This is a genomic window from Pseudomonas rhodesiae (genome assembly GCF_013285305.1).
GTDB classification, from domain to species: Bacteria; Pseudomonadota; Gammaproteobacteria; order Pseudomonadales; family Pseudomonadaceae; genus Aquipseudomonas; species Aquipseudomonas rhodesiae.
Genome location: NZ_CP054205.1, coordinates 2,787,087 through 2,813,430, shown reverse-complemented (window position 1 = coordinate 2,813,430; position 26,344 = coordinate 2,787,087). Strand labels below are relative to the sequence as shown.

Here is a 26,344-nt window from a genome sequence, read left to right as displayed (position 1 = left end):
AATGCCCCTTGGGAATGTCCACCGCTAGAGCAAAGCACAAAGGAGGCCACACCGATGAATATCCCGATCCCGGCTGAAACCCCGGACCCGAATATCGACAAACCCACCCTGCCGCCCACCGAACCGGAACCGATTCCAGAAAAGGAACCGCCGGAAAACCAGCCACCGCCTGTCCAGGAACCGCCAACAACAATGCCACCGGTCATTGCCAGACCTTTTTCAACCGTTTGACGATGGTGGTAAGGCCGATAGTGGAGTTAAGCCTGTCTGACGGATGGGCTACTCCTTTCCCGGTGCTTTTGGTGATTCTTCCTGCGCCCCACCTAGATAACTCGCAACGCCTGTGATTTTGCCCATGCCTAAACTGCGACGCATGTGCACCGTAGTTGAGACGGCGCCAACGCCTATCTTCAAGCAACATTCACAGCAGGAGAATTCATGTCCATTAGCAGCGTTGGTTTACACGGCAGCCCGATCTACCAGAGGGTTGAGCAGTTCAAACATCGAGATGATCGTGGCGGGGACATCCAGCACAACGGCTTGCAGTCCAAATCAACCGAAGACGCTGTCAAACGACTCTGGCGTCATAGCCCAGGTTGGTCAGACAAGAATGGTGACGGCACCGTTAATGTGACTTACGAGTTTCGGTCCGCGCCAGACGACAAGAACACTCGGAAATTCGGCAAAACCGGGTTTACGCCTATCCTCGACAACCAGCGAAAACAAACCCGACTCAGCCTGCAATCCATTGAAGATGTGGCAAACATCAAGTTTACCCGCGGGCCCAAAACAGCTGACAGTGAAGGCCATATCAAGATCGGCAATTATGGCCAAAAGATTGACTCTAAAGGCTACCCTTATAAAGGCGAGCACCACTCTACCCTGCCCACCAGGAATCAGGCTGACGTTAACGTATGGTTTGTTGACACTGACAAAGAGAAATCAGTACCCCGAGCAGCGCTAGGTAATGCGGGTCGACACACCATTACTCATGAACTCGGTCATGCCATGGGGCTGAGCCACCCTGGCAATTACAATGGAAGTGGCGGTGACAAGCTCGGCGAATCAAATGTATCTCATCACGAAGACTCTCAGAGCCATTCCGGCATGAGTTACCGGGGAGAGCGCACCGGGCATCATAACCACCAGAAATTCCGTTCGTCAGCCCCGCAACTTGACGACATTGCTGCCTACCAAGCGAAATACGGCGCCAATTATGAAACCCGCAAGGATGACACCACCTACGGTTTCAACTCGAACACGGATCGAGACTTTCTGACGGTCAAAACCCCTCACGATAAAATGGTGGCGGCCATTTGGGACGGCGGGGGCAACGACACATTGGATTTTTCCGGGTACACGCAAGATCAGCAAATAAGCTTGAGGGAAGAAACCTTTTCTGACGTCGGCGGCCTTAAGGGGAATGTCGCGATTGCCAAAGGTGCTGTCATTGAAAACGCGATAGGCGGCAAGGGCAATGATTTGATAATAGGCAACGACGTCAACAACGAACTCAACGGCGGTGACGGTAACGACGTCATCTATGGCGGCAAAGGTGGCGACAGATTGTGGGGCGGCAAAGGTGCAGACACCTTTGTGTACGGCAGCGCGTCAGAATCCTTCGACGCTGGGCGCCAGGATCAGCGTTCGCACGACGAGATCATGGATTTCGAGAGTGGCAACGACAAGATCGACGTGTCGGGCATGCAGGTTCAGAACGGCGGCAAGCCGTTTACGTTCAAAAATTCCCCTGTTATCGAGTCTGGCGAAGCGTTTATCGACTACAACCCCGACACTCACCAAAGCACACTGTACGCCCGGCAAACAGACGGCCAGGTTCTGAAGGTCAGCGTAAACGGCAAACTGGAGCAGAGTGACGTGGTGCTGTAGCCCCAGCCGTCAACAGCGGCCTTGGTGGAAATGATTCGACGCCGCGTCCTTGGTGAAGGTTATTTTTCGAGCATCCGCACGATTCTTGGCATTACGCTGAACACCACCAACGCCAGCAACGTACTCAACACCGCCGTGGACTCACGCCCCATGCCCGCCGCCACGCCGATGGCGGCGGTCATCCATAGCCCGGCGGCGGTGGTCAGGCCTTTGACGTGCTGACCCTCTTCGTCTTCCTTACCTTTAAGAATGGTCCCGGCGCCGAGGAAACCAATCCCGGCAATCACCCCCTGCACCACCCGGCTCATGGCATCGGCCTGGTTGCCGGACATCTGCGGCACCAACACAAACAGCGCCGCGCCCATCGCCACCAGCATATGGGTGCGCACCCCGGCGGCCTTGCCCTTGTGCTCCCGTTCAAAACCGAGGATCCCGCCCAGCAGCGCAGCGATCAGCAGACGCACGGTGATCTGCGTGAGCTGTCTGGCATCGCCGAGATCGGCAAATTCGGCCTGCAGGGTCACCCATACTTCGTGCCACCAAGCGTCCATAAACCCTGTCCTTTATTGAGATGGATAATGGGTTGACAACGGCGACCGTCAGTCAGTTGCCTGGAACGCCGCGCGTGGGCATGCGCCCTAACGTTTATCAGCCTGATAAAAAGGAGAGCGCCATGCCAATCCGTATCGAAAACCGCACCTGTTTCTTCAAGGTCAACGATGAGGGCCGGGAATACAGCCTGCCCGCCGCTGAGGTCACCGTCAGCACTGACGTCCCCAGAGCCATGTCTTATGTGGACGTGGGCGCCGAGCGTGTCTACATCACCGAGCAGGAAGCCGACGCCCTCACCGTGGCCGGCGCCACCGATGGGCGTCAGCACAAGAAGGTCACCACGCCGGATTCGGCGATTTGACTGATCTGTATCTATTGACGCCGCAGAAGGCTGCACCCCGAGCGCAACGGGGTGCAGCACAATGTCGCAGGGCCGCGCCTGCAAGCGATCTGATCCGGTTTTTATCGTCATAGCTGAGTCTGTTATGCAAACAGCTCGCCGCGCATAGTCCATTGGCCTGATGGAGGCTGATGAGCGAACGACCATGAGCGAACGAATCCCCACCGTGGAAATCTTTGAGCCCGTGCACCCAAAGAAGGTGAAGGCCAAATCCAGCGACACCCTGATCCATACCCGCAGTTTCACCGGCTTGTTCCGCACCTTGCGTGTGCTGGGCGCAGGCTTTCTGTTCCTGGCCTTTTTCGGCACCGTGTGGCTGAACTGGGGCGGTCGGCAAGCCGTGCTGTGGGACTTGGCTGAAAGCAAGTTCCACATCTTTGGCGCGACGTTCTGGCCCCAGGACTTCATCCTGCTATCGGCGCTGTTGATCATCTGTGCCTTCGGCCTGTTTGCCATCACGGTCTTCGCTGGGCGGGTCTGGTGCGGCTACACCTGCCCGCAAAGCTCGTTCACCTGGCTGTTTATGTGGTGTGAAAAGGTCACCGAGGGCGAACGCAACCAACGCATCAAGCTGCAATCGGCGCCATGGAGTCTCAACAAGCTGGCGCGGCGCTCGGCCAAGCACACGCTGTGGCTGGGCATCAGCGTGCTGACCGGGCTGACGTTTGTCGGTTACTTCACCCCCATTCGCCCCCTCGCGGCGGAACTGCTGACCTGGCAAATGGGCGGCGTCAGCCTGTTCTGGGTGCTGTTTTTCACCGCCGCCACCTACCTCAATGCCGGTTGGTTGCGCGAAGCGGTGTGCATGCACATGTGCCCTTACGCACGGTTCCAGAGTGTGATGTTCGATAAAGACACCCTCACCATCTCTTACGACGCCGCCCGGGGCGAACACCGTGGGCCGCGCAAACGCGAGGTTAAACCGGCCGACGTCGGCCTGGGCGATTGCATCGATTGCCAGCTGTGCGTACAGGTGTGCCCGACCGGCATCGACATTCGCGACGGCCTGCAAATGGAGTGCATCGGCTGCGCGGCGTGCGTCGATGCCTGCGATTCGATCATGGACAAGATGGGCTACGCGCGCGGTTTGGTGCGCTACACCAGCGAACATCAACTGCAAGGCGGCAAGACTCACCTGCTAAGGCCGCGACTGATCGGCTACAGTGCCGTGCTGTTGGTGATGATCGCCGCGCTGGTGTTGGCCTTGGTGCAACGGCCGATGGTGTCGCTGGACGTGACCAAGGACCGGGGCATGTTTCGCGAAAACAGCCAGGGCTTGATTGAAAACATCTACAGTCTCAAGGTCATCAACAAGACCCAGCAGCGCCAGGATTATCGGCTGGAGCTGGTAGAGGCCGAGGGTTTCCAATTGCAAGGCAAGACCGGGATCAGCCTGGCGCCAGGGGAAATCGTGGATGTACCGGTGTCGGTGGCATTGCTGGCGGATAAACCGGCGAGCAGTTCGCAGACACTGCGCTTCAAAGTGACGGATGTGGACGAGCCGTGGGTGTACAGCGAGGCCGAGAGCCGCTTCGTCGCACCGCTCAACCGCTGAAACTTGGCTATCGAAAACGATGAAAGCCCAATGCGGGAGGGGGCTTGCCCCCGAGGGTATCTCTCCTACAAAAACCTTGTTTAAGGCCGCCATGAAACGCTACGAAAAATTCGCCGACGACATCGCTGAACTGATCCGCTCCGGCGTCCTCGGCCCCGGCCAACGCGTGCCGTCGGTGCGCTACGCGAGCCAGACCTACGGCGTCAGCCCATCCACGGTGTTCCAGGCGTATTACCTACTGGAGCGCCGCGGGCTGATCCGCGCGCGGCCGCGCTCCGGTTACTTCGTCAACACCCATGCGCCGAGCCCGTTTTCCGAGCCGGTGGTGACCGAACAGGTACACGAATCCACCGAGGTGGATGTGAGCGAGCTGGTGTTTTCGGTGCTCGACTCGATCAAGGACCCCACCACCGTGCCCTTCGGTTCGGCGTTCCCCAGCCCGATGCTGTTCCCGTTGCCGCGTCTGGCCCGTTCCCTGGCCAGCGCCAGCCGTGAGATGGACCCGCGCATGGTGGTCACCGACATGTCGCCGGGCAACCCGCAACTGCGCCGGCAAATTGCCCTGCGCTATATGGTCGGCGGCCTGATGCTGCCTATGGAAGAGTTGCTGATCACCAACGGCGCCCTGGAAGCGCTGAACCTGTGCCTGCAGGCCGTGACCGAGCCAGGCGATTTGGTGGCCATCGAGGCTCCGGCGTTTTATGCCTGCTTGCAGGTCTTGGAGCGTTTAAAACTCAAGGCGGTGGAGATCCCGGTGCACCCACGCGACGGCATCGATCTCAATGCCCTGGCGCAAAGCCTGGAGCGCTACCCGATCAAGGCCTGTTGGACCATGACCAGCTTCCAGAACCCCATGGGCGCCACCCTGCCTGAAGCCAAGAAACAAGCGCTGGTGGAACTGTTGCGCGGCCATCAGGTGCCCTTGATCGAAGACGATGTGTACGCCGAGTTGTACTACGGGCAGCACGCGCCCAAACCGGCCAAGGCGTTCGACACCGAGGGCCTGGTGATGCACTGCGGCTCGTTCGCCAAGAGCCTTGCACCGGGTTATCGCGTGGGCTGGGTCGCAGCCGGGCGCTATGCGCAGAAAGTCGAACGCTTGAAGCTGATGACCTCGTTGTGCCCGTCGATGCCGGCCCAGGCGGCAATTGCCGACTACCTGCAACACGGCGGCTACGACCGGCACCTGCGCAAATTGCGCTATGCCTTGGAAGAACAGCAAAGCGCCATGCTGGCCGCCATTGGCCGCTACTTCCCCGCGCAAACACGCGTCAGCCAACCGGCCGGCGGGTATTTCCTGTGGCTGGAACTGCCCGAGCAGACCGATTCGCTGAAGCTATTCCAGATGGCCCTGGCCCAAGGCATCAGCATCGCGCCGGGGCCGATTTTCTCGGCAACTCAACGTTTCAGAAATTGTATTCGCCTGAACTACGGTAGCCCGTGGACCGAGGCGTCGGAAAAAGCTATGGAAACGTTGGGGCGGATTGTGCGGTCGTTCTAAGTGATGGTGTTGCGCTTTCTGACGCCATCGGGGGCAAGCCCCCTCCCACATTTTGAGCTGTCAGTGCTCTCAAGTGTGGGAGGCGGCTTGCCCCCGATGGCGTCGGTGCGGGCACTGCATCCCTAGCGCCCACCCCCCAAATCCAGAAATGTCCCCGTGGCATAGGACGCCTTGTCCGACAGCAACCAGATAATCGCTTCGGCCACTTCATCCGGACGGCCGCCACGGGCCATCGGGATGCCAGACTCCAGTTTGCTGACTCGGTCCGGATCGCCGCTCAGGGCATGAAAGTCGGTGTAGATATAACCCGGGCGCACCGCATTGACGCGGATACCTTCACCGGCGACTTCTTTCGACAGGCCAATGGTGAAGGTGTCGAGCGCGCCCTTGGAGGCGGCATAGTCGACATATTCACCTGGCGAACCCAGGCGTGCCGCCACCGATGACACATTGACGATACTGCCGCCCTGCCCGCCATGCCGGGGCGACATGCGCAATAGCGCATGCTTGGCACACAGAATCGGGCCGAGCACGTTGGTCTTGAGCATTTTCAGGATGCGAAACTCCGACATCTCATCGACCCGGGATTTATGCCCCACGGTGCCGGCATTGTTCACCAGCGCAGTGACCCGGCCCAATTCGGTATCGACACGGTGGAACAGCGCGATCACTTCGTCTTCGATACTTACGTCCGCGCGCACCGCAATCGCCTGGGCGCCGAGGGCACGCACCTGTTCCAGCACGCGGTGGGCGGCCTCGTCGTCGGCCTGGTAGTTGATGCAGATGCGATACCCCTGACGCGCAGCCAGCAAGGCCGTCTCGGCGCCAATCCCGCGACTGCCCCCGGTGATGATGACGACTTTGTCCATGCCTGCTCTCTCCTGTTTCAACCTGTAGGTTTAATGGGTCGTGTCAAGAATAACCGTCACTCGCTGACCTTGTCAGGGGCGGCCGCCTCTTCGGCGCGGCGGATATTAGCCATAAAACCCTCGGCCGGCAGTGGATGCCCCAGCAGGTAACCTTGCAGCGAGTTACAACCCAGGCGCGTAAGAAAATCCTGCTGTTTATCGGTTTCCACGCCTTCGGCCACAATGCGCAGCCCCAGGGCCTGGCCGAGGGCAACGATGGCCGACACGATGGCGGCATCGTCGCCATCGTGCTCCAGATCGCGCACGAAGCCACGGTCGATTTTAAGTTCGTTGGCCGGCAAGCGCTTGAGGTACATCAAGCTGGAGTAACCGGTGCCGAAATCATCGATGGACAGGTCGACGCCCATGTCCGACAGCTGCTGCAACACGTTCATGCTCGCGTCGGCATCGCGCATGGCCGTGGTTTCGGTGATTTCCAGGGTCAGGCTGTTAGCCGGCAACTGGTGGCGTTCAAGCGCGGCAGCGACGCTGTTGACCAGCCCGGCATGGCAGAACTGCAACGCAGAAAGATTCACGGCGATGCGCCATTCTTCATACCCCTGCACGTACCACAGGCGCATCTGGCGGCAAGCTTCATTGAGCACCCATTCGCCGATGGGGATGATCAGCCCGGTTTTCTCCGCCAGTTCAATAAACGTCGCCGGCATCAACAGGCCCTGCTGCGGATGCTCCCAGCGCAATAACGCCTCGGCGCCCACCGCAATGCCGCTGGCCGCGTCGAACTTAGGCTGGTAGTACAAGCGAAATTGCTGCTGCTCCACGGCGTTGCGCAAGTCCTGCAACAGTTGCAGTTGCTTGCGCGCGTTGGTGTTCATCGACACATCGAAAAAGCTGTAGCCGTTCTTGCCCAAGCCCTTGGCGTGGTACATGGCGGCGTCGGCGTTCATCAACAATTCCTGGGGTGTGGCGCCGTTGCCGGGGAACAACGCGATACCGACGCTGGCGGAGATGTTCAGCTCATGCTCGGCCACCAGGAACGCCCTGTTGATCAGTTGTACCTGGCGCTCGGCCAGGCCGAGGGCATCGTCCGGCTGGTTCAGCTGCACCAACAGTACAAATTCGTCACCACCGATACGCGCCAGGGTGTCGTGGCTGCGCAGATCCTCGCGCAGGCGCAAGCCCACTTCGCGCAGCAATTGGTCGCCCAGGTGATGACCAAAGGCATCGTTGACCGGCTTGAAGCCATCCAGGTCGATAAACATCAGCGCAAAGCAACCGCCCTGCTCCTGCACCGCCTGCATGGCCTGTTGAATGCGGTCGGCGAGCAGGCTGCGATTGGGCAGGCCGGTGAGCATGTCGTGCAGAGCCAGGTGGGATAGTTCCTGGTTGGCCTGGGTGAGCGAATCGGCGAGCACCGCGGTGCGGGCTTCCAGGCGCGCGTCGAGCAACGAAGTCAGCAAAGCGATGGCTAGCACTGCCAGGGTAGTGACCAGCACCAGGTTATCCAGGCCATTGCCGCTCAACCCGTCCAGGGCGGCGCCGCAGTAGCTGGCATCGGCAAAGCTGGCGGCCGCCATCCCGGTGTAGTGCATGCCGACAATGGCAACGCCCATCACCACCGCGGCACCGCCCCGGAGCAGGCGCACATGCGGGGTGTTGCGCCGCAGGTTGAACGCAATCAGCAAGGCCGCGCCCGACGCCGCCACGGCGATCAACAACGACGCGCCAAACAACGTCGGGTCGTAGTCGATGCCGGGGGTCATGCGCATGGCGGCCATGCCGGTGTAGTGCATGCAGCTGATACCGGCCCCCATCACCAGCGCGCCGAACAGCAGTTGCCAGGCGGGCAACCGGGCCTGGCTGACCAGCCACAAGGCAAAGCCACTGGACAATACAGCGATCAACAGCGACAACGCAGTGATGCCCACGTCGAACCCCAGGGCAAACGGCAAGCGCAACGCGAGCATGCCGATAAAATGCATCGACCACACCCCCACCCCCATCGCCAACGCGCCGCCGACTATCCACAGGTAGACGGCCCGTCCCTGGGCGGTCGCGATGCGGCCGGCCAGGTCGAGTGCGGTGTAGGAAGCCAGAATCGCAACGAACAGCGAGATCACGACCAACGAAGGGGAATAGCTACCGATAAGCATGCAGAGTCTCGCGAGCTACGAGCTGGAACGCCCGTACCGAGTGGCAAAGCGGCGGATTGTAGCGATAAATATTCGGCGGCAGTTGAATAATTATCACAAGGCCATCATGGGCTTTTTGACGTCAATCCACCGGCTCAACATCGCCATCGGGCGCTGCACGCCCGCACTCTTCTAGTCGTTGGCGCTGATTTGGGTTTGCCCATCCCAGCCCCCGCCCAAGGCGGCGATCAGTTGCACACTGGCGACCAGGCGCGATTGCAGCAAGGTCAACACGCTGCGTTCGTTGCTCAGGGCGGTGGCCTGTACGGTGACCACGTCCAGGTAGGCTATCAGCCCCGCTTTGTACTGGTTCTCGGTCAGGCGCAGCGACTCGCGCGCCGCCGCCAATGCTTCGTTGCTGACCGCCGCTTCGTCCTCCAGCACCTTGAGTTGCACCATGTAGTTTTCCACTTCGCGGAAACCGTCCAGTACGGTCTGGCGGTACTTGGCCACGGTTTCGTCGTAGGACGCCACGGTGCGGTCGACCTCCGCCGAGCGCTGGCCACCGTCGAACAGGGTCATGGCCAGTTTCGGCCCCACCGACCAGAAGCGGTTGGGCAGGCTGATCCAGTCGGCATAGGTGCTGCTGGAATAGCCACCGGCCAGGCTCAGGGTCAGGTCCGGGTAGTACGCGGCCTTGGCCACCCCGATATTGGCATTGGCGGCGATCACCGCGCGCTCGGCCGAAGCAATGTCCGGGCGGCGCTCCAACAGCTGCGACGGTAGGCCCACCGGGATCTGCGGCAGTTGCGGAATGTCCTTGCTCACCGCCAGGCTGAAGTTGGCCGGCGCCTCGCCGATCAGTACCGCAATGGCGTTTTCCAGTTGGGCGCGCTGCCAGATGAGGTCGATCAGGCTGGCCTGGGTGGTCTTGAGCTGGGTTTGCGCCTGGGCCACCGCGTCCTTGCCGGACACGCCGGCGCGATACTGGTTTTCGGTCATTTGCAGGGAGCGTTGATAGGTGTCCAGGGTGGCTTGCAACAGCCGCGTCTGTTCATCCATCACCCGCAGTTGCAGGTAGCTTTGTACCAGTTCCGATTGCTGGCTCAGGCGCATCGCCGCCAAATCCGCCGAGCTGGCTTCGGCGCTGGCCTCGTTGGCCTCCAGGCCACGGCGCAACTTGCCCCAGACATCCGCCTCCCAGCTCACGCCTAACTGCGCGTTGAGGGTGTCGCGGATACCGCTGCTGGAACTGCTGAGGCTGGCACTGCTGCTGCCGGTGCCCTGGCTGGCGCGGGTCTTGCCCACGCTGAGGTCGACGCTGGGGTAGAACGCACCGCGGGAGCTGCGCACCAACGCCTGGGCCTGGCGAAAACGTGCCTCGGCCTGAGCCACGGTCTGGTTGGCATTATTGAGCCGAGCGACCAAGTCGTTGAGCTGACGGTCGCCATACAATTCCCACCAGGCGCCGCGGGCCAGCGCGTCGCTCGGCGCGGCCTGGCGCCAGCCTTGGGCTTGCTTGAACTGCGCGGGCTCGATGACCTCCGGGCGCTGGTAATCCGGGCCTATGGCGCAAGCGCTGAGCATCAGACCGCAGAGTGCCGCTGCCAACAGTTTTTGGGGGGCGTGGGTTGAATCGGTCATAGCGCAGTGTCCAGGGCGGCATCGGTCCGCACGCCGCGCCAGGCATTGAAGCGATGGCGCGCGCGGTCGAGGTAAAGGTAAACCACCGGGGTGGTGTAAAGAGTCAGGATCTGGCTGAACACCAGGCCGCCAATGATGGTAAGGCCCAAAGGTTGGCGCATTTCCGCGCCGTCGCCGGTGCCGAGCAGCAGCGGTAAAGCACCGAGAATCGCCGCCAGAGTGGTCATCAGGATCGGCCGCAGGCGCAGCAGGCAGGCGCTGCGGATCGATTCCAGCGGGCTCATGCCGTCATGGCGTTCCAGTTGCAGCGCCAGGTCGATCATCAGGATCGCGTTTTTCTTCACCACCCCGATCAGCAGAAACAGCCCCAATAACGAGATGAGGCTGAATTCGCCGCCCAGCAGGTAGATCGACAGCAGCGCGCCGACGCCAGCCGAGGGCAAGGTCGACAGGATGGTCAACGGGTGAATATAGCTTTCGTACAGAATCCCCAGCACCAGGTACACCGCCACCAGCGCGCCAAGAATCATGAAGGGTTGGCCCTTCTGCGTCGCCGCAAAGGCATCGGCGGTGCCGGCCATTTTGGCAATCACATCTTCCGGCAGCCCCACCTTGGCGATCGCCCGTTCAATGGCGGCCGTGCCCTGCTCTACCGTGAAACCAGGGGCGATGTCGAACGCTATGTTTTCCGAGGCAAACTGGCCCTCATGACTGACGCGGTCGTCCGCCAGGCTGTTTTCGTAATGGGCGATGGTGGACAACGGCACCCGCGCGCCGTCGGCCGTAATCACCTGCATCTGGTTCAGGGTGATCGGGTCCTGGGCATATTTGGGGTTGACCTCCATCACCACCTGGTACTGGTTGAGGCTATCGTAGATCGTGGAAATCTGCCGCTGACTGTAGGCGTTGTTCAGCACCCCTGTGACCATGTTCATGTCGATGCCCAGGCGCTTGGCCTGATCACGGTCGACGATCAGTGTCACTTGCGCCGCACCACGGCCTTCGCGCGCGTCGATGGCGGTCAGCTCCGGCAATTCACGCAATGCGGCAACCACTTTCGGGTACCACAGACGCAACGCGGCCAGGTCGCCGCTTTGCAGGATGTAGGAATACTGTGCGCTGGTCTGGTCGCGGCTGCCGCCGAATTGCAGGTCCTGGTCGGCCATCAGGAACAGGCGCCCGCCCGGCACCGGTGGCACGTTCTTGCGCAGACGCTCGATCACCGCCTGGGCCGAGACTTTGCGCTCGCCGATGGGCTTGAGCCGCACCAGCATCACCGCGTTGTTGGTGCCGTTGTTGCCACCGATAAAGCCGGCGACGCTGAGCACCGCCGGGTCCTTGAGCACCGCCTGACGGAAAATTTCCATCTTCGGCTGCATCACGCTGAACGACAGGCCGTCATCGCCGCGCACAAAGCCGATCAACTGCCCGGTGTCCTGCTGCGGCATAAAGGTTTTCGGCACCACGATATACAACGCCACATTGACGCCGATGGTCAGCAACAGGCTGAGCAAGGTCAGGCGCCGGTGGCGCAGCACCCAGTCCAGGCTGCGGGCGTAGCCGGCGACCATGCGCTCGTTGATCCTGTGGCTCCAGCGTTGCAAACCGGTCATATGGCCTTTGACATGGGGCTTGAGCCAACGCGCGCAGAGCATCGGCGTCAGGGTCAACGACACCACCAGCGAGACGATGATCGCCGCCGACAGGGTGATGGAAAACTCGCGGAACAGGTTGGTGACGATCCCGCCCATAAACAGGATCGACAGGAACACCGCCACCAGCGACACGTTCATCGACAAGAGCGTAAACCCGACTTCCTGGGCCCCCAGGTACGCCGCCTTCATCGGCGGCACGCCGTCATCGATGTGCCGGGAGATGTTCTCCAGCACCACGATGGCATCGTCCACCACCAGGCCAGTGGCCAGGATCAACGCCATCAACGAGAAGTTGTTCAACGAGAACCCGTACAAGTACATCACCGCAAAGGTGCCCACCAGCGACACCGGCACCGCCAGGGTCGGGATCAGCGAGGCGCGGAAATTGCCGAGGAACAGGTACACCACCAGGATCACCAGCCCCACCGCGATCAGTAGGGTCATCTCCGCTTCGTGCAGGGTGGCGGTGATCACCGGCGAGCGGTCCATGGCCAGGCTGAGCTTGACGCTGGACGGCAGCACCGCCTGCAGCGCCGGCAACTGTGCCTTGATCTGGCGCACGGTCTCGATAATGTTGGCCCCGGACTGGCGGTTGATCACCAGCAACACCGCCGCATCGTTGTTGAAGAAACCGCTGTTGTAGCGGTCTTCCACGCCGTCGCTGATCCTGGCCACATCGCCAAGACGCAAGGCCGCGCCGTTCTGGTAGCGAATCAGCAGCGGCTCGTAGTCCTTGGCCTTTTCCAGTTGGTCGTTGGCTTGGATCTGCCAGTTGCGCTCGCTGTCTTCCAGCGAGCCCTTGGGCCGGCGCTGGTTGGCATTGGCGATGGTGTTGCGCACATCGTCCAGGGCCACGCCGTACTGATCGAGAGCCTTGGGTTCGAGTTCAATGCGCACCGCCGGCAAGGAGCTGCCGCCGATCTGCACTTCACCCACGCCCGGCACCTGGGACAGGCTCTGGGACAGGATGGTGGAGGCCAGATCGTAGAGCTGGCCCTTCTGCAACACGTCCGAGGTCAGCGACAGCACCATGATCGGCGCTTGGGACGGGTTGATCTTCTTGTAGGTGGGCATGCTGCGCATGCCGCTGGGCAGCAGATTACGCGAGGCGTTGATGGCCGCCTGCACTTCACGCGCCGCGCCGTTGATATCGCGGTCGGAGTCGAAGGCCAGAATCACCCGGGTCGAGCCCTGACTGGAACTGCTGCTCATGGTGGTGATGCCGGCAATCGAGCCGAACGAACGCTCCAAGGGCGTGGCCACGGTGGACGCCATCACCTCGGGGCTCGCGCCAGGCAGGCTGGCCGACACCACGATTACCGGGAAGTCGATCTGCGGCAACGGCGATACCGGCAGCAGGTTGAAGCTCACTCCGCCGAGCAACATGATCGCCAGGCTCAGCAGCATGGTGGCTACCGGCCGGCGAATGAAAGGTCCGGACAGGTTCATGGGGGGGAGCTCCAAGCGGCAAGTTTCAAGCTACCTGCAAAAGACGTAGGCTGCCCCTGCCGTTCCCTTGCAGCGTGCTGCTTGCCGCTTGCCACTGCTTTCGCCACGCCCATCACACCACGTCCTCAATGTCGGTCTTGCGCCAGCGGCGTCCCAACCGATCGAAATACAGGTAGATCACCGGCGTGGTGAACAGCGTCAGCACCTGGCTGACCAGCAACCCGCCGACCATCACCAAGCCCAAGGGTTGGCGCAGTTCAGCGCCGGAACCGCTGGCCAGCATCAACGGCACGGCGCCGAACAGCGCGGCCAGGGTGGTCATCAGGATCGGCCGGAAACGCAGCAGCGCCGCCTGATAAATCGCGGTCTGCGGGTCCAGGCCCTGGTTGCGTTCGGCGTCGAGGGCGAAGTCGATCATCATGATCGCGTTCTTTTTGACGATACCGATCAACAAAATGATGCCGATGATCGCGATCATGCCCAGGTCATTGCCGCTGAGCAGCAACGCCAGCAAAGCCCCCACCGCCGCCGAGGGCAAGGTGGACAGAATGGTGATCGGGTGGATGTAGCTCTCGTAGAGCACGCCCAGCACGATGTACATGGTGACCACCGCCGCCAGGATCAGCAGCAAGGTACTCGACAACGAGGCTTCAAACGCCTGGGCCGCGCCCTGGAACTGGGTCTGCACGCCCACCGGCATGCCGATGTCTTTCTGCGTCTGGTTGATCAGTTCCACGCCCTTGCCCAGCGCCACGCCGGGTGCGAGGTTGAACGACATCATCACCGCTGGGAACTGACCGATATGCGCCACGGCCAGCTGGGCCTGGCGCTGTTCCACCTTGGCCAGGCTCGACAAGCGCACTTGGCCGCCGTCGGTGGTTTTGACGTAGATCTGGTTCAGCGCGTCCGGCCCAAGGGTTTCGCCGGATTGGGCCTGCAACACCACGCGGTACTGGCTGGCCTGGGTGTAGATGGTCGAAATCTGCCGCTGGCCGAAGGCGTCATACAGCGCATCGGTGATGTTCGAGACGCTGACGCCCAGGCGCGAGGCGGCATCGCGGTCGATCACCAGGTACACCTGCAAACCCTTGTCCTGCAGGTCGCTGGCCACGTCGGTGAGTTCCGGTAACTGGCTGAGGGCGTGTACCAGTTTGTCGCTCCACAACGCCAGCAACTCGGCATCCGGCGATGACATGCTGAACTGATACTGGGTGCGACTGACGCGGTCTTCGATGGTCAGGTCCTGCACCGGCTGCATAAACAAGCGAATGCCCACCAGCTTGTCGATTTGCGGTTGCAGACGCGTGATCACCTGGGCCGCGCTCAGGTCGCGCAGGCCGTGGGGCTTGAGGTTGATCAGCAAGCGGCCGCTGTTGAGTGTGGCGTTGTCGCCATCCACGCCGATATAGGACGACAGGCTTTCCACCGCCGGGTCGGCGAGGATGATCTTGGCCAACTCCTGCTGACGCTGGCTCATCGCCGCAAAGGAAATCGACTGCGGCGCTTCGGAAATGCCCTGGATCACGCCGGTGTCCTGCACCGGGAAAAACCCCTTGGGCACCACCAGGTACAGCACCACGGTCAGGCCGAGGGTGGCGATGGCCACCAGCAGGGTCAGCGGTTGGTGCTTGAGCACCCATTGCAACTTGCGCCCGTAGCCTTCGATCAACCAGTCGATCCAGGCACCGCTGGCCTTATAGAAACGGCCCTGTTCTTCTTCCTTGGGCTCACGCTTGAGCAGGCGCGCGCACATCATCGGCGTGAGAGTCAGGGACACCACCAGGGAAATCAGGATCGCCACCGCCAGGGTGATGGCGAACTCGCGGAACAAGCGCCCGACTACATCGGCCATGAACAGCAGCGGGATCAGCACCGCGATCAGCGACAGCGTCAGGGAAATCAGAGTGAAACCGATCTGCTTGGCGCCCTTGAGCGCGGCAGCCAGCGGCGTTTCGCCCTCTTCGATATAGCGGGAAATGTTCTCCAGCATCACGATGGCATCGTCCACCACAAAGCCGGTGGCAATGGTCAGGGCCATCAGCGTCAGGTTGTTGATGGAGAAGCCCGCCAGGTACATCACGCCGAAGGTGCCCACCAGGGACAGCGGCACGGCGATGGACGGGATGATCGTGGCACTGACACGCCGCAGGAACAGGAATGTCACCATCACCACCAGAGCAATGGCGATCAGCAGTTCGTGCTGCACGTCCTTGACCGACGCGCGGATGGTCTGGGTGCGGTCGGTGAGCACAGTGACGTCGAGGCCGGCCGGTAGGTTATCAGTGATACTCGGCAGCAGCGCCTTGATGCGGTCGACCACCTCGATCACGTTGGCACCCGGCTGGCGCTGGATATTGAGCAGCACGGCCTGGTTCTGGTTGGCCCAGGCGGCCAGGCGTTCGTTCTCGGCGCCGTCGACGATCTGCGCGACGTCCTTGAGACGCAGCGGCGCGCCATTGTTGTAGGCCAGGATCAGTTCGGCGTATTGCTGGGGCGAGACCAACTGGTCGTTGGCATCGAGCATCGAAACCCGCGTGGGGCCGTCGAAGTTGCCCTTGGGCTGGTTGACGTTGGACGCGGCGATCAAGGTTCGCACGTCTGACAGGTTCAAGCCATTGGCCGCCAGGGCCTCGGGGTTAACCTTGATGCGCACCGCCTGGCGCTGTCCGCCGGCGATGCTGACCATACCGACGCCGCTGATCTGCGCGATTTTCTGCGCCATGCGCGTATCGACCAGGTCATTGAGCTTGGGCAGCAGCATGGTCTTGGAGGTGATGGCCAGGGTCAGTACCGGGGTGTCCGCCGGGTTGACCTTGTTGTACACCGGCGGCGCCGGCAGGTCCTTGGGCAGCAGGTTGGTGGCGGCGTTGATCGCGGCCTGCACCTGTTGCTCGGCCACGTCCATATTGATGTCGAGGTTGAAGCGCAGGGTCAGCACCGAGGCGCCGCCGGAGCTGGTGGAGGCCATCTGGGTCAGGCCGGGCATTTGCCCGAACTGGCGCTCCAGGGGCGCGGTGACCGCGCTGGTCATCACATCCGGGCTGGCGCCGGGGTACAGGGTCATTACGCGGATGGTCGGGTAGTCCACCTGGGGCAAGGCCGACACCGGCAGCAAGCGGTACGCAATGATGCCGGCCAGGACAATGGCCAGCATGCTCAGGGTGGTAGCGACCGGGCGAAGAATAAACAGCCGCGACAGGTTCATGAACCGACCTTTTGCGCCTTGCCGGCGGTGCTGCCGGTCTCCCCTTTGGCCGCAGGCTTGCCTTGCAGGTGTTCGGTCGGCGTGGTCGGCACTTCGCTGCTGTCGTTGACCACGTCCACTTCACTGCCGTCCTTGAGGCGGTCGGTGCCTTCCAGCACCACCCGGTCGCCGGCGACCAGGCCCTGCTTGATCACAGTGTTGTCGCCGTCGGAGTCGCCCACCACCAACGGCTGGACCTTGACCTTCTTGTCGCCATCGAGCTTGTAGACGAAGGTGCCGTTGTTGCCGAACTGAATGGCCGCCGAGGGCGCGAGCACCACATTGTGCAAGGTGTCGGCCAGCAGGTGCACATTGACGAACTGGTTGGGGAACAGCGCCTGGTCCTTGTTATCGAAGCGCGCCTTGAATTTCAGGGTGCCGGTGGTGACGTCGATCTGGTTATCCAGGCTTTGCAGTACGCCGGTGGCCTGAATCTTCGCGTCGCCACGGTCCCAGGCTTCCACGGGCAATTTATTGCCGGCGTGGTAACGGGTCAGAACCGTGTCCAAGGTGTTTTCCGGCAAGGTGAAGGCCACGCTGATCGGCTGGGTCTGGGTGATCACAGCCAGGGCGGTGGTGTCGTTGGCCGCCACCAGGTTACCCACATCAAGCTGGCGCAAGCCCACACGGCCACTGATGGGCGCGCGGATCTTGGTGAATTCGAGGTTGAGCTTGGCGTCATCCACCGCGCCCTGGTTGGTCTTGACCGTGCCCTGGTATTGCAGGACCAGCGCTTCGGCGGTGTCCAGGGTCTGTTTGGCGATGCTGTCCTGGGCATACAGGTCACGGTAACGCTGCACGTCGACCTGGGCGTTCTTCAACTGGGCCTGGTTCTGCAGCAAGGTGCCCTGGGCTTGGAGCAAGGCGTTCTGGTAGCTGCGCGGGTCGATCTCGGCGAGCAGATCGCCGGCCTTGACCATTTGCCCTTCTTCAAAGGCTATTTTCACCAACTCCCCGCCGACTCGGCTGCGCACATTGATGGTATTGAGCGCGGTAACCGTGCCCAGCGCCTTGTAGTAGACCGGGAATTCCCCCTGCACCACCGGCGCCACACGGACCGGCACCGGGCCGGTGGAGCCGCCGAAGCCCGGGCGCGCCATACCGGTTTTGCCGGTGTGCCCGGCAGGCGCGTCTTTATGGGCCGCGCTGCTTGGCCAGAATTTCCAGCACAGGCCGGCGATAACCAGCAGCACAAGCAGGCCAAACAGCCAGCGACGGGAGTGACGGGGGGAGGATTGCATGGAGTGATCAACCATTGGGCGCGAGAGCTTCTTCTTTGGGAGGCTGAAAGATAAGCACTGGGGCGCATTTAGAAAAGCGCCTTTACCGGCTATTTACCTTGGGCTTACAACGTGTGACTTGAGGATCTTAGTCCATCGGCCTATTCCAGCTAAGCATTTGAAGCGCAAATGAAAACGGCCTGGACTAGGCCAGGCCGCAATCATGTATCAAGCGTGTTACTGCAAAACGACAGCAATGCGCCGAAACAGTTACTTCAAGACTGCCAGGGCAGCTTCGTAGTTCGGCTCCTGGCCGATTTCCGATACCAGCTCGCTGTGCAGCACGGTGTCGTTCTCGTCCAGCACGACCACCGCACGGGCGGTCAAGCCTTTGAGCGGGCCTTCAGCGATGGAAACACCGTAATCAACCGCGAAATCCGAATCACGGAAGTCCGACAGGCTTTTCACGTTTTCCAGGCCTTCGGCACCGCAGAAGCGCGCCTGGGCGAATGGCAGGTCGGTGGAGATGCACAGCACCACGGCATTGTTCAGCGAACTGGCCTGATCGTTGAACTTGCGCACCGAAGTGGCGCAGGTTGGGGTGTCGACGCTTGGGAAGATATTCAGCACTTTGCGCTTGCCGGCGAAGGTCGCCAGGGTTGCGTCCGACAGATCGCCGGCGGTCAGGGTGAAGTCGTGGGCCTTGGCGCCAACTTTCGGCAGTTCGCCTTCAACCTGGACAGGGTTGCCTTTGAGGGTGACTTGAGCCATGAACGGAATCCTTATGCTGGGTTTGGTTTAAACGAATGCGAGAGGCGGAAGTTAACCACAAAGTACGTTGACCACCTACCGCCAGACACAAATTGTCATGTCGCCGGTTGTGGTTTAATTGCGCGCCTTTCGCCCTGCCCTGCAAGGAAACCGTTGTCGATGAAGCCGCCTGCTACCCGAGTCCTGGTCATTGGTTACGTCTGGCCGGAGCCGCGCTCCTCGGCCGCGGGCGGACACATGATGCAGATTCTCGAAACTTTTCTGACACAAGGTTGGGACATCACCTTCAGCAGCCCCGCCGCGCTCGGCGAACACAAGGCCGACCTGGCGGCGCTGGGTATCGCCGAGTGCGCCATCGAGCTGAATAACAGCAGTTTCGATGACTTTGTCCGCGAACTGGCCCCGGATATCGTGCTGTTCGACCGTTTCATGATGGAGGAACAGTTCGGCTGGCGCGTTGAAAAGCACTGCCCGAATGCCCTGCGCGTGCTGGAAACCTCCGACCTGCAAAGCCTGCGCGACGCCCGCCATCAGCGCCTCAAGGAACACCTCAAAGTCGAGCCCGATAGCGATGACTTCACCGCGCTGTTCGCCCCGGCCTTGACCGAAGAATTCCAGCATATGGCCGACACCGACCTGGCCAAGCGCGAGATAGCAGCAATTTACCGTTGTGACATCAGCCTGATGATTTCCGATGTGGAAATCCGCCTGCTCACCGAACAATTCAAGGTGCCGGCCGCCTTGCTCCACTGGTGCCCGCTGATGCTGACGCCGCCGAGCGAGGCGTTCGCGTCATTTGAGGAGCGTGCGCACTTCCTCAGCATCGGCAACTTCCGCCATGCCCCCAACTGGGATGCGGTGCTGTGGATGAAGAACAGCCTGTGGCCACGCATCCGCCAGCAACTGCCAGGGGCCCAGCTGCATATCTACGGGGCTTATACGCCGCCCAAGGCCACTGCCCTGCACAACCCGGCCCAGGGCTTTCATGTCATGAACTGGGCCGAGGATGCCCTGCGCGTGATGAGCGCCGCGCGTATCTGCTTGGCGCCGTTGCGCTTTGGCGCCGGAATCAAGGGCAAGCTGGCCGATGCCATGCTGTGCGGCACGCCGAATGTCACCACACCGATCGGCGCCGAAGCCATGGGCGATGAGCAGCCCTGGCCGGGAGCCATCGCGGCAGACGCCGACGCTCTGGCTGCTGCCGCCGTGGCGTTGTATCAGGACCGCGACCGTTGGACGAAGGCGCAGGAACACGGGCGCCATCTGCTGGCTCGGCGTTACGCCCAACAGATCCACGGCCCGGCGCTGATCGAGTGCCTGCAACAGTGCCGCAGCCGCCTCACGACCCATCGCCGGGACAACTTCACCGGCAGCATGTTGCGCCATCACGCCCACAAGAGTACCCAGTACATGGCGCAGTGGATCGAGGCGAAAAACCGCAACGGGTAAACACAGACGTTGGCGAGTGGGTGCACGAGGGGGCATTATCCTACGCAGCAACCACAATAAAGCGACGGCAGCATGACCCGAGCAACGCGCATCACCGACCCTTCCTACGAGCTGATGGACGATCACAACGGTCTGTCCATCATCTATCGCCAGCATGGCTTCCCCTGCCCGCTGGTGCGCTGGCATTTCCACAAGGAATACGAACTGCACCTGATCGTCGCCAGCTCCGGCAAGGTGTTTATCGGCGACTACATCGGCAACTTCTATCCGGAAAGCCTGTTCCTCACCGGCCCCAATCTGCCTCACAACTGGATCAGCCAGGTGGAGGAAGACGAAGTGGTGCCCAAGCGCGACATGCTGGTGAACTTCACCGATGAACTGCTTGAACAGGGCAGCCACATTTTCGCCGAACTCAAAAACCTCGCGCCGCTGCTGGAGCGCGCGCAGTCGGGTATCGAGTTTCGCTGCAAGCACACCATCGCCCAGGCCGTGACCTTGATGCAGCGCATCGAGGACGCCCAAGGCATGGCGCGCCTGGGGCATTTCTTTATCCTGCTGGACGTGTTGAGCGCGTGTGACGACTACCAACTGCTGTCCGGCGTGACCGCACCGCAAACGGCCGACGAGCACAGCATCGACCGCACCAACCGCGCGGTGGACTATATCTTCGCCCACTACGCACGGGAGTTGCCGCTGGAAGAAGTGGCCGAACACCTGGGCATGAAACCCACTTATTTTTCCCGCGTGTTCAAACAGGCCACCGGGCGCACGTTTATCGAATTCGTCAATCGGTTGCGCATCAGCAAGTCCTGCGAGCTGCTGGCCGATGGCGACAAAGCGGTGACGGATGTGTGCTTCGAGTCGGGATTCAACAATATTTCCAACTTCAACCGGCGCTTTCAGCAGCTCAAGGGCATGACCCCTTCGCACTATCGGCGCCTGGTAGTGCAGCGATTGACCGAGCAGAACTTGGCATAAAAAACATCGAGTCTATTTGCACTGCGCTTATTAAACCCAAGTGCAGTGTCGCACAGTGCTTTCTTGAAAAAATCGTTAGCCCCTTACATGAATTGCAACATGTACAGAGGAAACCAATCCGCCAGCATCACCACTTAATACACGCATTAAATACCTGCGCACCTCATAACCCTCACCGACAGACGCTTTAAAATAGAAATCCAAAAAAACAATGCGATGGGCGCACTCCTTTAACTATGGAGCGCGCACAAGTCCAATATCTATTTTCCAGCGAAGATATATAAACCATTCATTATTAACGGACTTTATCTGCATGAACATCGATCCCTTGCGCACCAGTGCGTTTTCTTCGGCATCTGCTTTGAACGCCCAGTCCGTGCCTTCTGTATCTAACGCGCGGAGTAAGCGCAACGTGGCGGTTGTCGATCTAGAAACCCAAAGCCTCGCCACCCGTGTGGTCAAGGCAGATGACGCGATTCTCTCAGAAAAGTACAGCGCCGCATTGCTGGAACTGCTCGTTGCCCTTCGAACTGGCACCCCCGTAAGTCCGGCGGCCAAGGTCATCGACGACATCCCTCGCTTTTCGACATTCGGCATGGCCTGGGCCCAACTTACCCACGCTATTGAAAGCGAGCCATTTGCAAGTTTCGCCAGGAAACACAAGATCGACACTTCAACACTGAAGTTGAATACGGTTGATGGATGGGAACTTGAATGTATCGCTGATGGGAAGCCCGCTAGCTTCTCCAAATATGATGAAGGTTGGTGGCAGGCCACCGCAGCGGTGACCGCTGCCGCTCAAGCGCTGGCCCCAACGCGACAGGTTATCGAGTACCTCGGCCCAACCCGCGCACCTGCTCAAGTGATAGGTAACTTTTACGAAGTGGGAGGTATGTATATACCCGAAGGATTAGTGATTAATATTGCTGAGCAAAAACGACACGGAACGTTCGTATCGTTACCCTCAGCCAATGCTGACGCGTCAGGGTCAAACGACGCCCACGACTCTGTGATTCGGCAACAGCAACAAGACGCCATCGAGGTCTTATCGACGCAAATCACCTTGACCCCCTCATTGATCCCCGCCTCTCGACGCGACCAGAAACCATCGGTTGAAGAAGCCGACCTGGAGATGGCGAGAATGTACAGCACCGGTCGATTCAGCGAAATTTCGGGATTGGGTGTTGTTTTGAACAAACGCAGCCACTTGTTAGTGTCCGAAATCCCTGAACGCTCGACACTCGGGCAGACATTGCGCAACTCTGCGGTGCCGCCCGCCATGAACAAACCCCTTAGCCTCGACTGGATAGGCAGGTTTTATGGTGAACCGACCGGTGATGGCAGCACCACATGGCAACTTAAAAACGCCTCATCGCTGACTCGCGACGGCTTTGCCGCATTGCGCAAACACAATCCGCGTACCGATAGACGCTCCGTTGGCGTCCAGGAGCGACAACGCGCAGTCGCGCAACGGCTTGAGCAGCCACACACCACGCAACCGCGCGCGACGGCATCACCGGCGGCCAATCCGTTGGTCACCCTGGCGCGCAGCCAGTTTGCCGGTGAGCCGACGTTGTTCACAGCGGTCGCGCGAGTGCTCAACGACAGGATCCAGACCATCGCCCCTGGATTGGATGTCGACGTTAACCAGCTCGCCATCGAATTACCTGATCCGGATCAACCGGGGCAGTTCAAGCGAACACAACTGATCACACTGGCCCTGGATCATCTGGCAGGCGGCCCTGCGCCGAATTTCACCCGGGACGCCAAAGCGTTTGATACCCGCCCGCGCGTGCCGCGGACAACCTTGGGCAGCCCGGTCGATGTACCCTTGCACCTTGATCTGGCAGGCTTGAGCTCCGCCATCGGTGCGCTGCCAAGCCGGCTTGACGAGGTCTATAACTCTGAGTTCAGGGCCTACTGGAGCAAGCCCGCATTCAGCGGCGCCGACAACGCCTTCTCCGGCAGTCATCGGGCGCTGGTCAGCAGTATCCTGCGCAGCAACCTGCAACAGGCGGCGCTGAAACAAACCGGACTGGATGATGAACAGCGTAAAACCCTGACCATGGTCGCATCACAGCCTAATGGGGCGACGCGCCCTATGCCGCTGGGTGCGAATTCGTCGGGCGCCGACGTCTATACCACCACAGGCCCCGAGCCGGAACTGTTAATCACACGATCCCTGTCATCACCCAGTCGCCAGCTACTCCTGCTGGTGGAGACCAGTGGCAAGGTCACCCCCTACGACTCCTGGGATGACCTTCCTGAGTCGAGGCGCCCTGCACAGCGAGTGGACGCCAATGTGTTCGACCTCCAGGCTGATCGACTGATCCAACAGCATAAAGGCGACCAACTCTCCAACGCGCCTGCCCTCACAGACATGCTGCCCCCTACCCAGCCCACAACCACGTTGCCCGACTGGATGAACAACGCCGACCAGTCGCAACGCTTTGTATTGCAGGAACTGCATCTCAGGCTGGCGGGCTTCATACAACTGAACAAAGGCCGCACGTACAGCAGCGACATCCCGGACATTCGCACTTTTGCCGAGCGTTCTTTCGATAATCTGAAGGCCGTCAGTCATCCGGCGAAGAACCTGGAGATCGTCTTCAAGGTGCCCGTGGGCGGCGCAGGGGCCAACGCAATGGTCAGCGGAATAATCAACCGTGAACGCATGAGCCTGACCGACGCCCTGCTGAAAAACCTGTCGGGGCTACCGAGCAGAAGCGTTGAGGTTTACCTCAAGCCCGATAATACACGCGTGCCCGAACTTGAAGAGGACGGTGCACTGCAAAAGCTGATTGAGGCCGTCGACGTGGGTAAAAACTACCCCGCGTTGCTCAAGCGTGAACTGCTGGACAATCCCGATAAAAAAACCGAACGCCAGTCCCTGTTTGCGCAGCAGGTCCCCACTGAGCTGCAATTGAAAGCTCTGGAGATGGTCATTCAGAAAAAGTCCGGCCTCGATAATACCGGTTTCAGATATATCCAGGCCGCACTCGACCCAACGCCCGGGGCCAAGACCGTCGACGGCAAGGAGATCGCCGTACGCCCGCTGGCCTTTATACCGGGCCCCGGCAAGGCCCCCGATGTGGTCGACAATATGTACTTGATCGAGCCCGAGGACAGCGAAGCCGGCCCACATATTCTCTATCGCCCTCTGATCGCCGATGCCCCGCTGCTGCAATTTCAAACCCGCAAGCAATTACTGGAGGCCATCCAGCAGCCGGGGCGTTTGCAGTCGGACATTCTGGCCTGGTTGCCGGATGAATCGACCCGAGAGTATTACAAGAGGTGGAGTTTCAAGGAGCCCGACGCCCTGACACTCGGCGTGTTTGGCGTGGGAGACGGCGAGACCGTACCGGCCGAACCCAAACTGGCCGCCGGCGGTTATGCCGCCGCCGATACCCTGAAGGCGCAACTGCAAACCGGGCATTTGATGGACCACCTCTACAATGCCAACGCACAAGCCCTGACCACGCTTGCCGAACAGCAGGCGGTTTCTGATGACGAAAGCCGTTGGGCGACGCTCAAGGAGGGTGGCTTCCTGTTGCTCAATGCGCTGTTGCCGGCCTTGCGCGGCCCCGGCGCGTTGCTGGGGCTCGCCTTGCAAGGCGCAGGTATCGCCAGCGACCTGGAGGTCCTGCACGGCGACGATATGAGGCTCAAAGAAACCGCGCTGGCCGATATGTTGCTCAACCTGGCGACATCACTCATTCACTTCAAGGCACGCGCATTGAATGAACCTTCCAGCAGCGCGGCAAGAGCGGCAGGTGCGGGCGCTATGTTGGTCGAGGAGATTCCCGTTCCCGCTACACCGCCGAAGAACCGGATCGTCCTGGGCGGCCCAGTGGAAATCAAGCCGCTCGCGGGCGATATTCAAGTGTTTTTCGACACCTACAAGGGTCACCAACGCCTTAACATCATGGGCCACAGTGAACAGCCCGCAAACGGCGGGGCGTCATCCATCCTGGGAGAAAATGGCAAGCGTTACGCAGCCGCTGATGTGGACCGTGAATTGTTGGCGCGCGGTATCAACATTCGAGACTACGAAGACGTTCGTCTTTTGGCCTGTTACTCCGCCAGCGGTGGCCAGGCGTCCCTCGCGTCGCAACTCAACGCGCTCACCGGCGCGCGCGTGAAAGGGTTTGAGCAGGAAATCGTCGGCGACTTCCCGAGCGTTGACAATAAAGACCCTTACGCCCTTTATGAGGAGGCACTGGGACGTTACCGCAACCAGTACAAGTCCCTTCCTGACAAGTACATTCAACTGCTAGCGGAAAAGGCGATGAACGACACGCTTGCCGAGCGCAACATCGCGTTCAACGTCAAAAAAGACAACGGGACAGAGGTTGAACTCAATATAGGCAGCGATGAAAAACCAGTGTTCTATAAAACCAGAGTCGACTATAAACCTCGCTCTTTCGACAGCGCCAAAATCTCATCGACCTCTTCACCGGTTGAAGTGCACATGGGGTATTCCCACACCGTGCAGGATCTTCGTACGCCCCTGTCGACCCGCAGCCTGACCGAATGCTCCGCACTGGCGGTGCTCACCGACCTGAAAGATGGCGTCTATCAAAAACGCACATTAATGCACCTGACCGGTAGCGATCTAAGATATGGCTTGATCGATAAAGTTGCTTATGAAGAGGTGGAGGAGCTGAATAAGTCATTGGATAAGGGCGGCAAGGTCATCTTCGTCGGCGGCGTGAATTCTCAATCGACGGTGGGTATGGGGGCGGTATTGGCACAAGAGTACGACGGCAAAAAACCCCTGTTTGACCTTCTGAAAAAGCCGGGCGTAGATGTCACGATTGCGGGTTCAGTTGGAGTCACTATCAATCCCGATGGCTCGTTCCAGTTGATCGAAGACACCGGCAAAGGGGTCTTCGCTGAGAAGGACATCAAGGACCTCTTCGCTTACGTCGGCTAACCCTCTAGCAGCAGCCAATCGGAATGGCTGCTGCATTTTCCCAATACCTTTAAGCGCAAACCCTAACGCCGACTGGCATTGAGCTGAGCCGGTGACACG

16 protein-coding genes are annotated in these 26,344 nt (G+C 60.4%); 8 read left to right on the top strand and 8 right to left on the bottom strand.

Annotated elements, in window-relative coordinates; genetic code table 11:
- The first annotated feature begins 54 nt into the window (after window positions 1-54).
- Window positions 55-231, top strand: coding sequence for a hypothetical protein (locus HRH33_RS12615; RefSeq protein ID WP_167418318.1), 177 nt, complete (start codon window positions 55-57; stop codon window positions 229-231).
- A 207-nt stretch (window positions 232-438) separates the two neighbouring features.
- Complete coding sequence (locus HRH33_RS12610; protein WP_167418319.1) at window positions 439-1,890, top strand: M10 family metallopeptidase C-terminal domain-containing protein; 1,452 nt, start codon at window positions 439-441, stop codon at window positions 1,888-1,890.
- Between the two features lie 59 nt (window positions 1,891-1,949).
- Here HRH33_RS12610 and HRH33_RS12605 read toward each other — a convergent pair whose 3' ends face one another.
- Window positions 1,950-2,441 carry an MgtC/SapB family protein gene (locus HRH33_RS12605; RefSeq protein WP_034137981.1) on the bottom strand — a complete coding sequence of 164 codons (492 nt, stop codon included), beginning with the start codon at window positions 2,439-2,441 and terminating at the stop codon, window positions 1,950-1,952.
- Window positions 2,442-2,563: 122 nt separating this feature from the next.
- Between HRH33_RS12605 and HRH33_RS12600 the strand changes: the two genes are divergently transcribed.
- From HRH33_RS12600 to mapR, 3 genes are all read left to right on the top strand, one after another.
- Window positions 2,564-2,803: a DUF3203 family protein gene (locus HRH33_RS12600; protein ID WP_034137980.1), complete on the top strand. Its 240-nt coding sequence runs from the start codon at window positions 2,564-2,566 to the stop codon at window positions 2,801-2,803.
- 184 nt (window positions 2,804-2,987) lie between these two features.
- Entirely contained in the window at window positions 2,988-4,397 is a 1,410-nt protein-coding gene (gene ccoG, locus HRH33_RS12595; protein ID WP_167418320.1) for a cytochrome c oxidase accessory protein CcoG, read from the top strand.
- A 91-nt stretch (window positions 4,398-4,488) separates the two neighbouring features.
- Window positions 4,489-5,898: a GntR family transcriptional regulator MpaR gene (gene mapR / locus HRH33_RS12590; protein ID WP_167418321.1), complete on the top strand. Its 1,410-nt coding sequence runs from the start codon at window positions 4,489-4,491 to the stop codon at window positions 5,896-5,898.
- A gap of 122 nt (window positions 5,899-6,020) precedes the next feature.
- On the opposite strand, the gene HRH33_RS12585 is transcribed toward mapR, so the two are convergent.
- From HRH33_RS12585 to tpx, 7 genes are all read right to left on the bottom strand, one after another.
- Window positions 6,021-6,767, bottom strand: coding sequence for an SDR family oxidoreductase (locus HRH33_RS12585; RefSeq protein WP_034097153.1), 747 nt, complete (start codon window positions 6,765-6,767; stop codon window positions 6,021-6,023).
- Between the two features lie 56 nt (window positions 6,768-6,823).
- Complete coding sequence (locus tag HRH33_RS12580; RefSeq protein WP_167418322.1) at window positions 6,824-8,920, bottom strand: putative bifunctional diguanylate cyclase/phosphodiesterase; 2,097 nt, start codon at window positions 8,918-8,920, stop codon at window positions 6,824-6,826.
- 171 nt (window positions 8,921-9,091) lie between these two features.
- On the bottom strand, window positions 9,092-10,543 hold the full coding sequence (locus HRH33_RS12575) for an efflux transporter outer membrane subunit (protein ID WP_123479710.1): 1,452 nt from the start codon (window positions 10,541-10,543) through the stop codon (window positions 9,092-9,094).
- Complete coding sequence (locus tag HRH33_RS12570; RefSeq protein ID WP_123479709.1) at window positions 10,540-13,647, bottom strand: efflux RND transporter permease subunit; 3,108 nt, start codon at window positions 13,645-13,647, stop codon at window positions 10,540-10,542. The genes HRH33_RS12575 and HRH33_RS12570 overlap by 4 nt, the downstream gene beginning before the upstream one ends.
- A gap of 112 nt (window positions 13,648-13,759) precedes the next feature.
- On the bottom strand, window positions 13,760-16,852 hold the full coding sequence (locus HRH33_RS12565) for an MdtB/MuxB family multidrug efflux RND transporter permease subunit (protein ID WP_034137974.1): 3,093 nt from the start codon (window positions 16,850-16,852) through the stop codon (window positions 13,760-13,762).
- Window positions 16,849-18,147 carry an MdtA/MuxA family multidrug efflux RND transporter periplasmic adaptor subunit gene (locus HRH33_RS12560; protein WP_167418323.1) on the bottom strand — a complete coding sequence of 433 codons (1,299 nt, stop codon included), beginning with the start codon at window positions 18,145-18,147 and terminating at the stop codon, window positions 16,849-16,851. Before HRH33_RS12560 ends, HRH33_RS12565 begins: the two co-directional genes overlap by 4 nt.
- Before the next feature lie 234 nt (window positions 18,148-18,381).
- Window positions 18,382-18,882, bottom strand: a complete 501-nt coding sequence (tpx, locus tag HRH33_RS12555) for a thiol peroxidase (RefSeq protein ID WP_167418324.1) — start codon at window positions 18,880-18,882, stop codon at window positions 18,382-18,384.
- A gap of 159 nt (window positions 18,883-19,041) precedes the next feature.
- Here tpx and HRH33_RS12550 point away from each other — a divergent pair, with 159 nt between their 5' ends.
- The 3 genes from HRH33_RS12550 (at window position 19,042) to HRH33_RS12540 (ending at window position 26,245) form a co-directional block, all read left to right on the top strand.
- Window positions 19,042-20,331: a glycosyltransferase gene (locus HRH33_RS12550; protein ID WP_167418325.1), complete on the top strand. Its 1,290-nt coding sequence runs from the start codon at window positions 19,042-19,044 to the stop codon at window positions 20,329-20,331.
- 72 nt (window positions 20,332-20,403) lie between these two features.
- On the top strand, window positions 20,404-21,309 hold the full coding sequence (locus tag HRH33_RS12545; RefSeq protein ID WP_034137970.1) for an AraC family transcriptional regulator: 906 nt from the start codon (window positions 20,404-20,406) through the stop codon (window positions 21,307-21,309).
- Between the two features lie 313 nt (window positions 21,310-21,622).
- Window positions 21,623-26,245, top strand: coding sequence for a hypothetical protein (locus HRH33_RS12540; RefSeq protein WP_167418326.1), 4,623 nt, complete (start codon window positions 21,623-21,625; stop codon window positions 26,243-26,245).
- Window positions 26,246-26,344 lie beyond the last annotated feature (99 nt).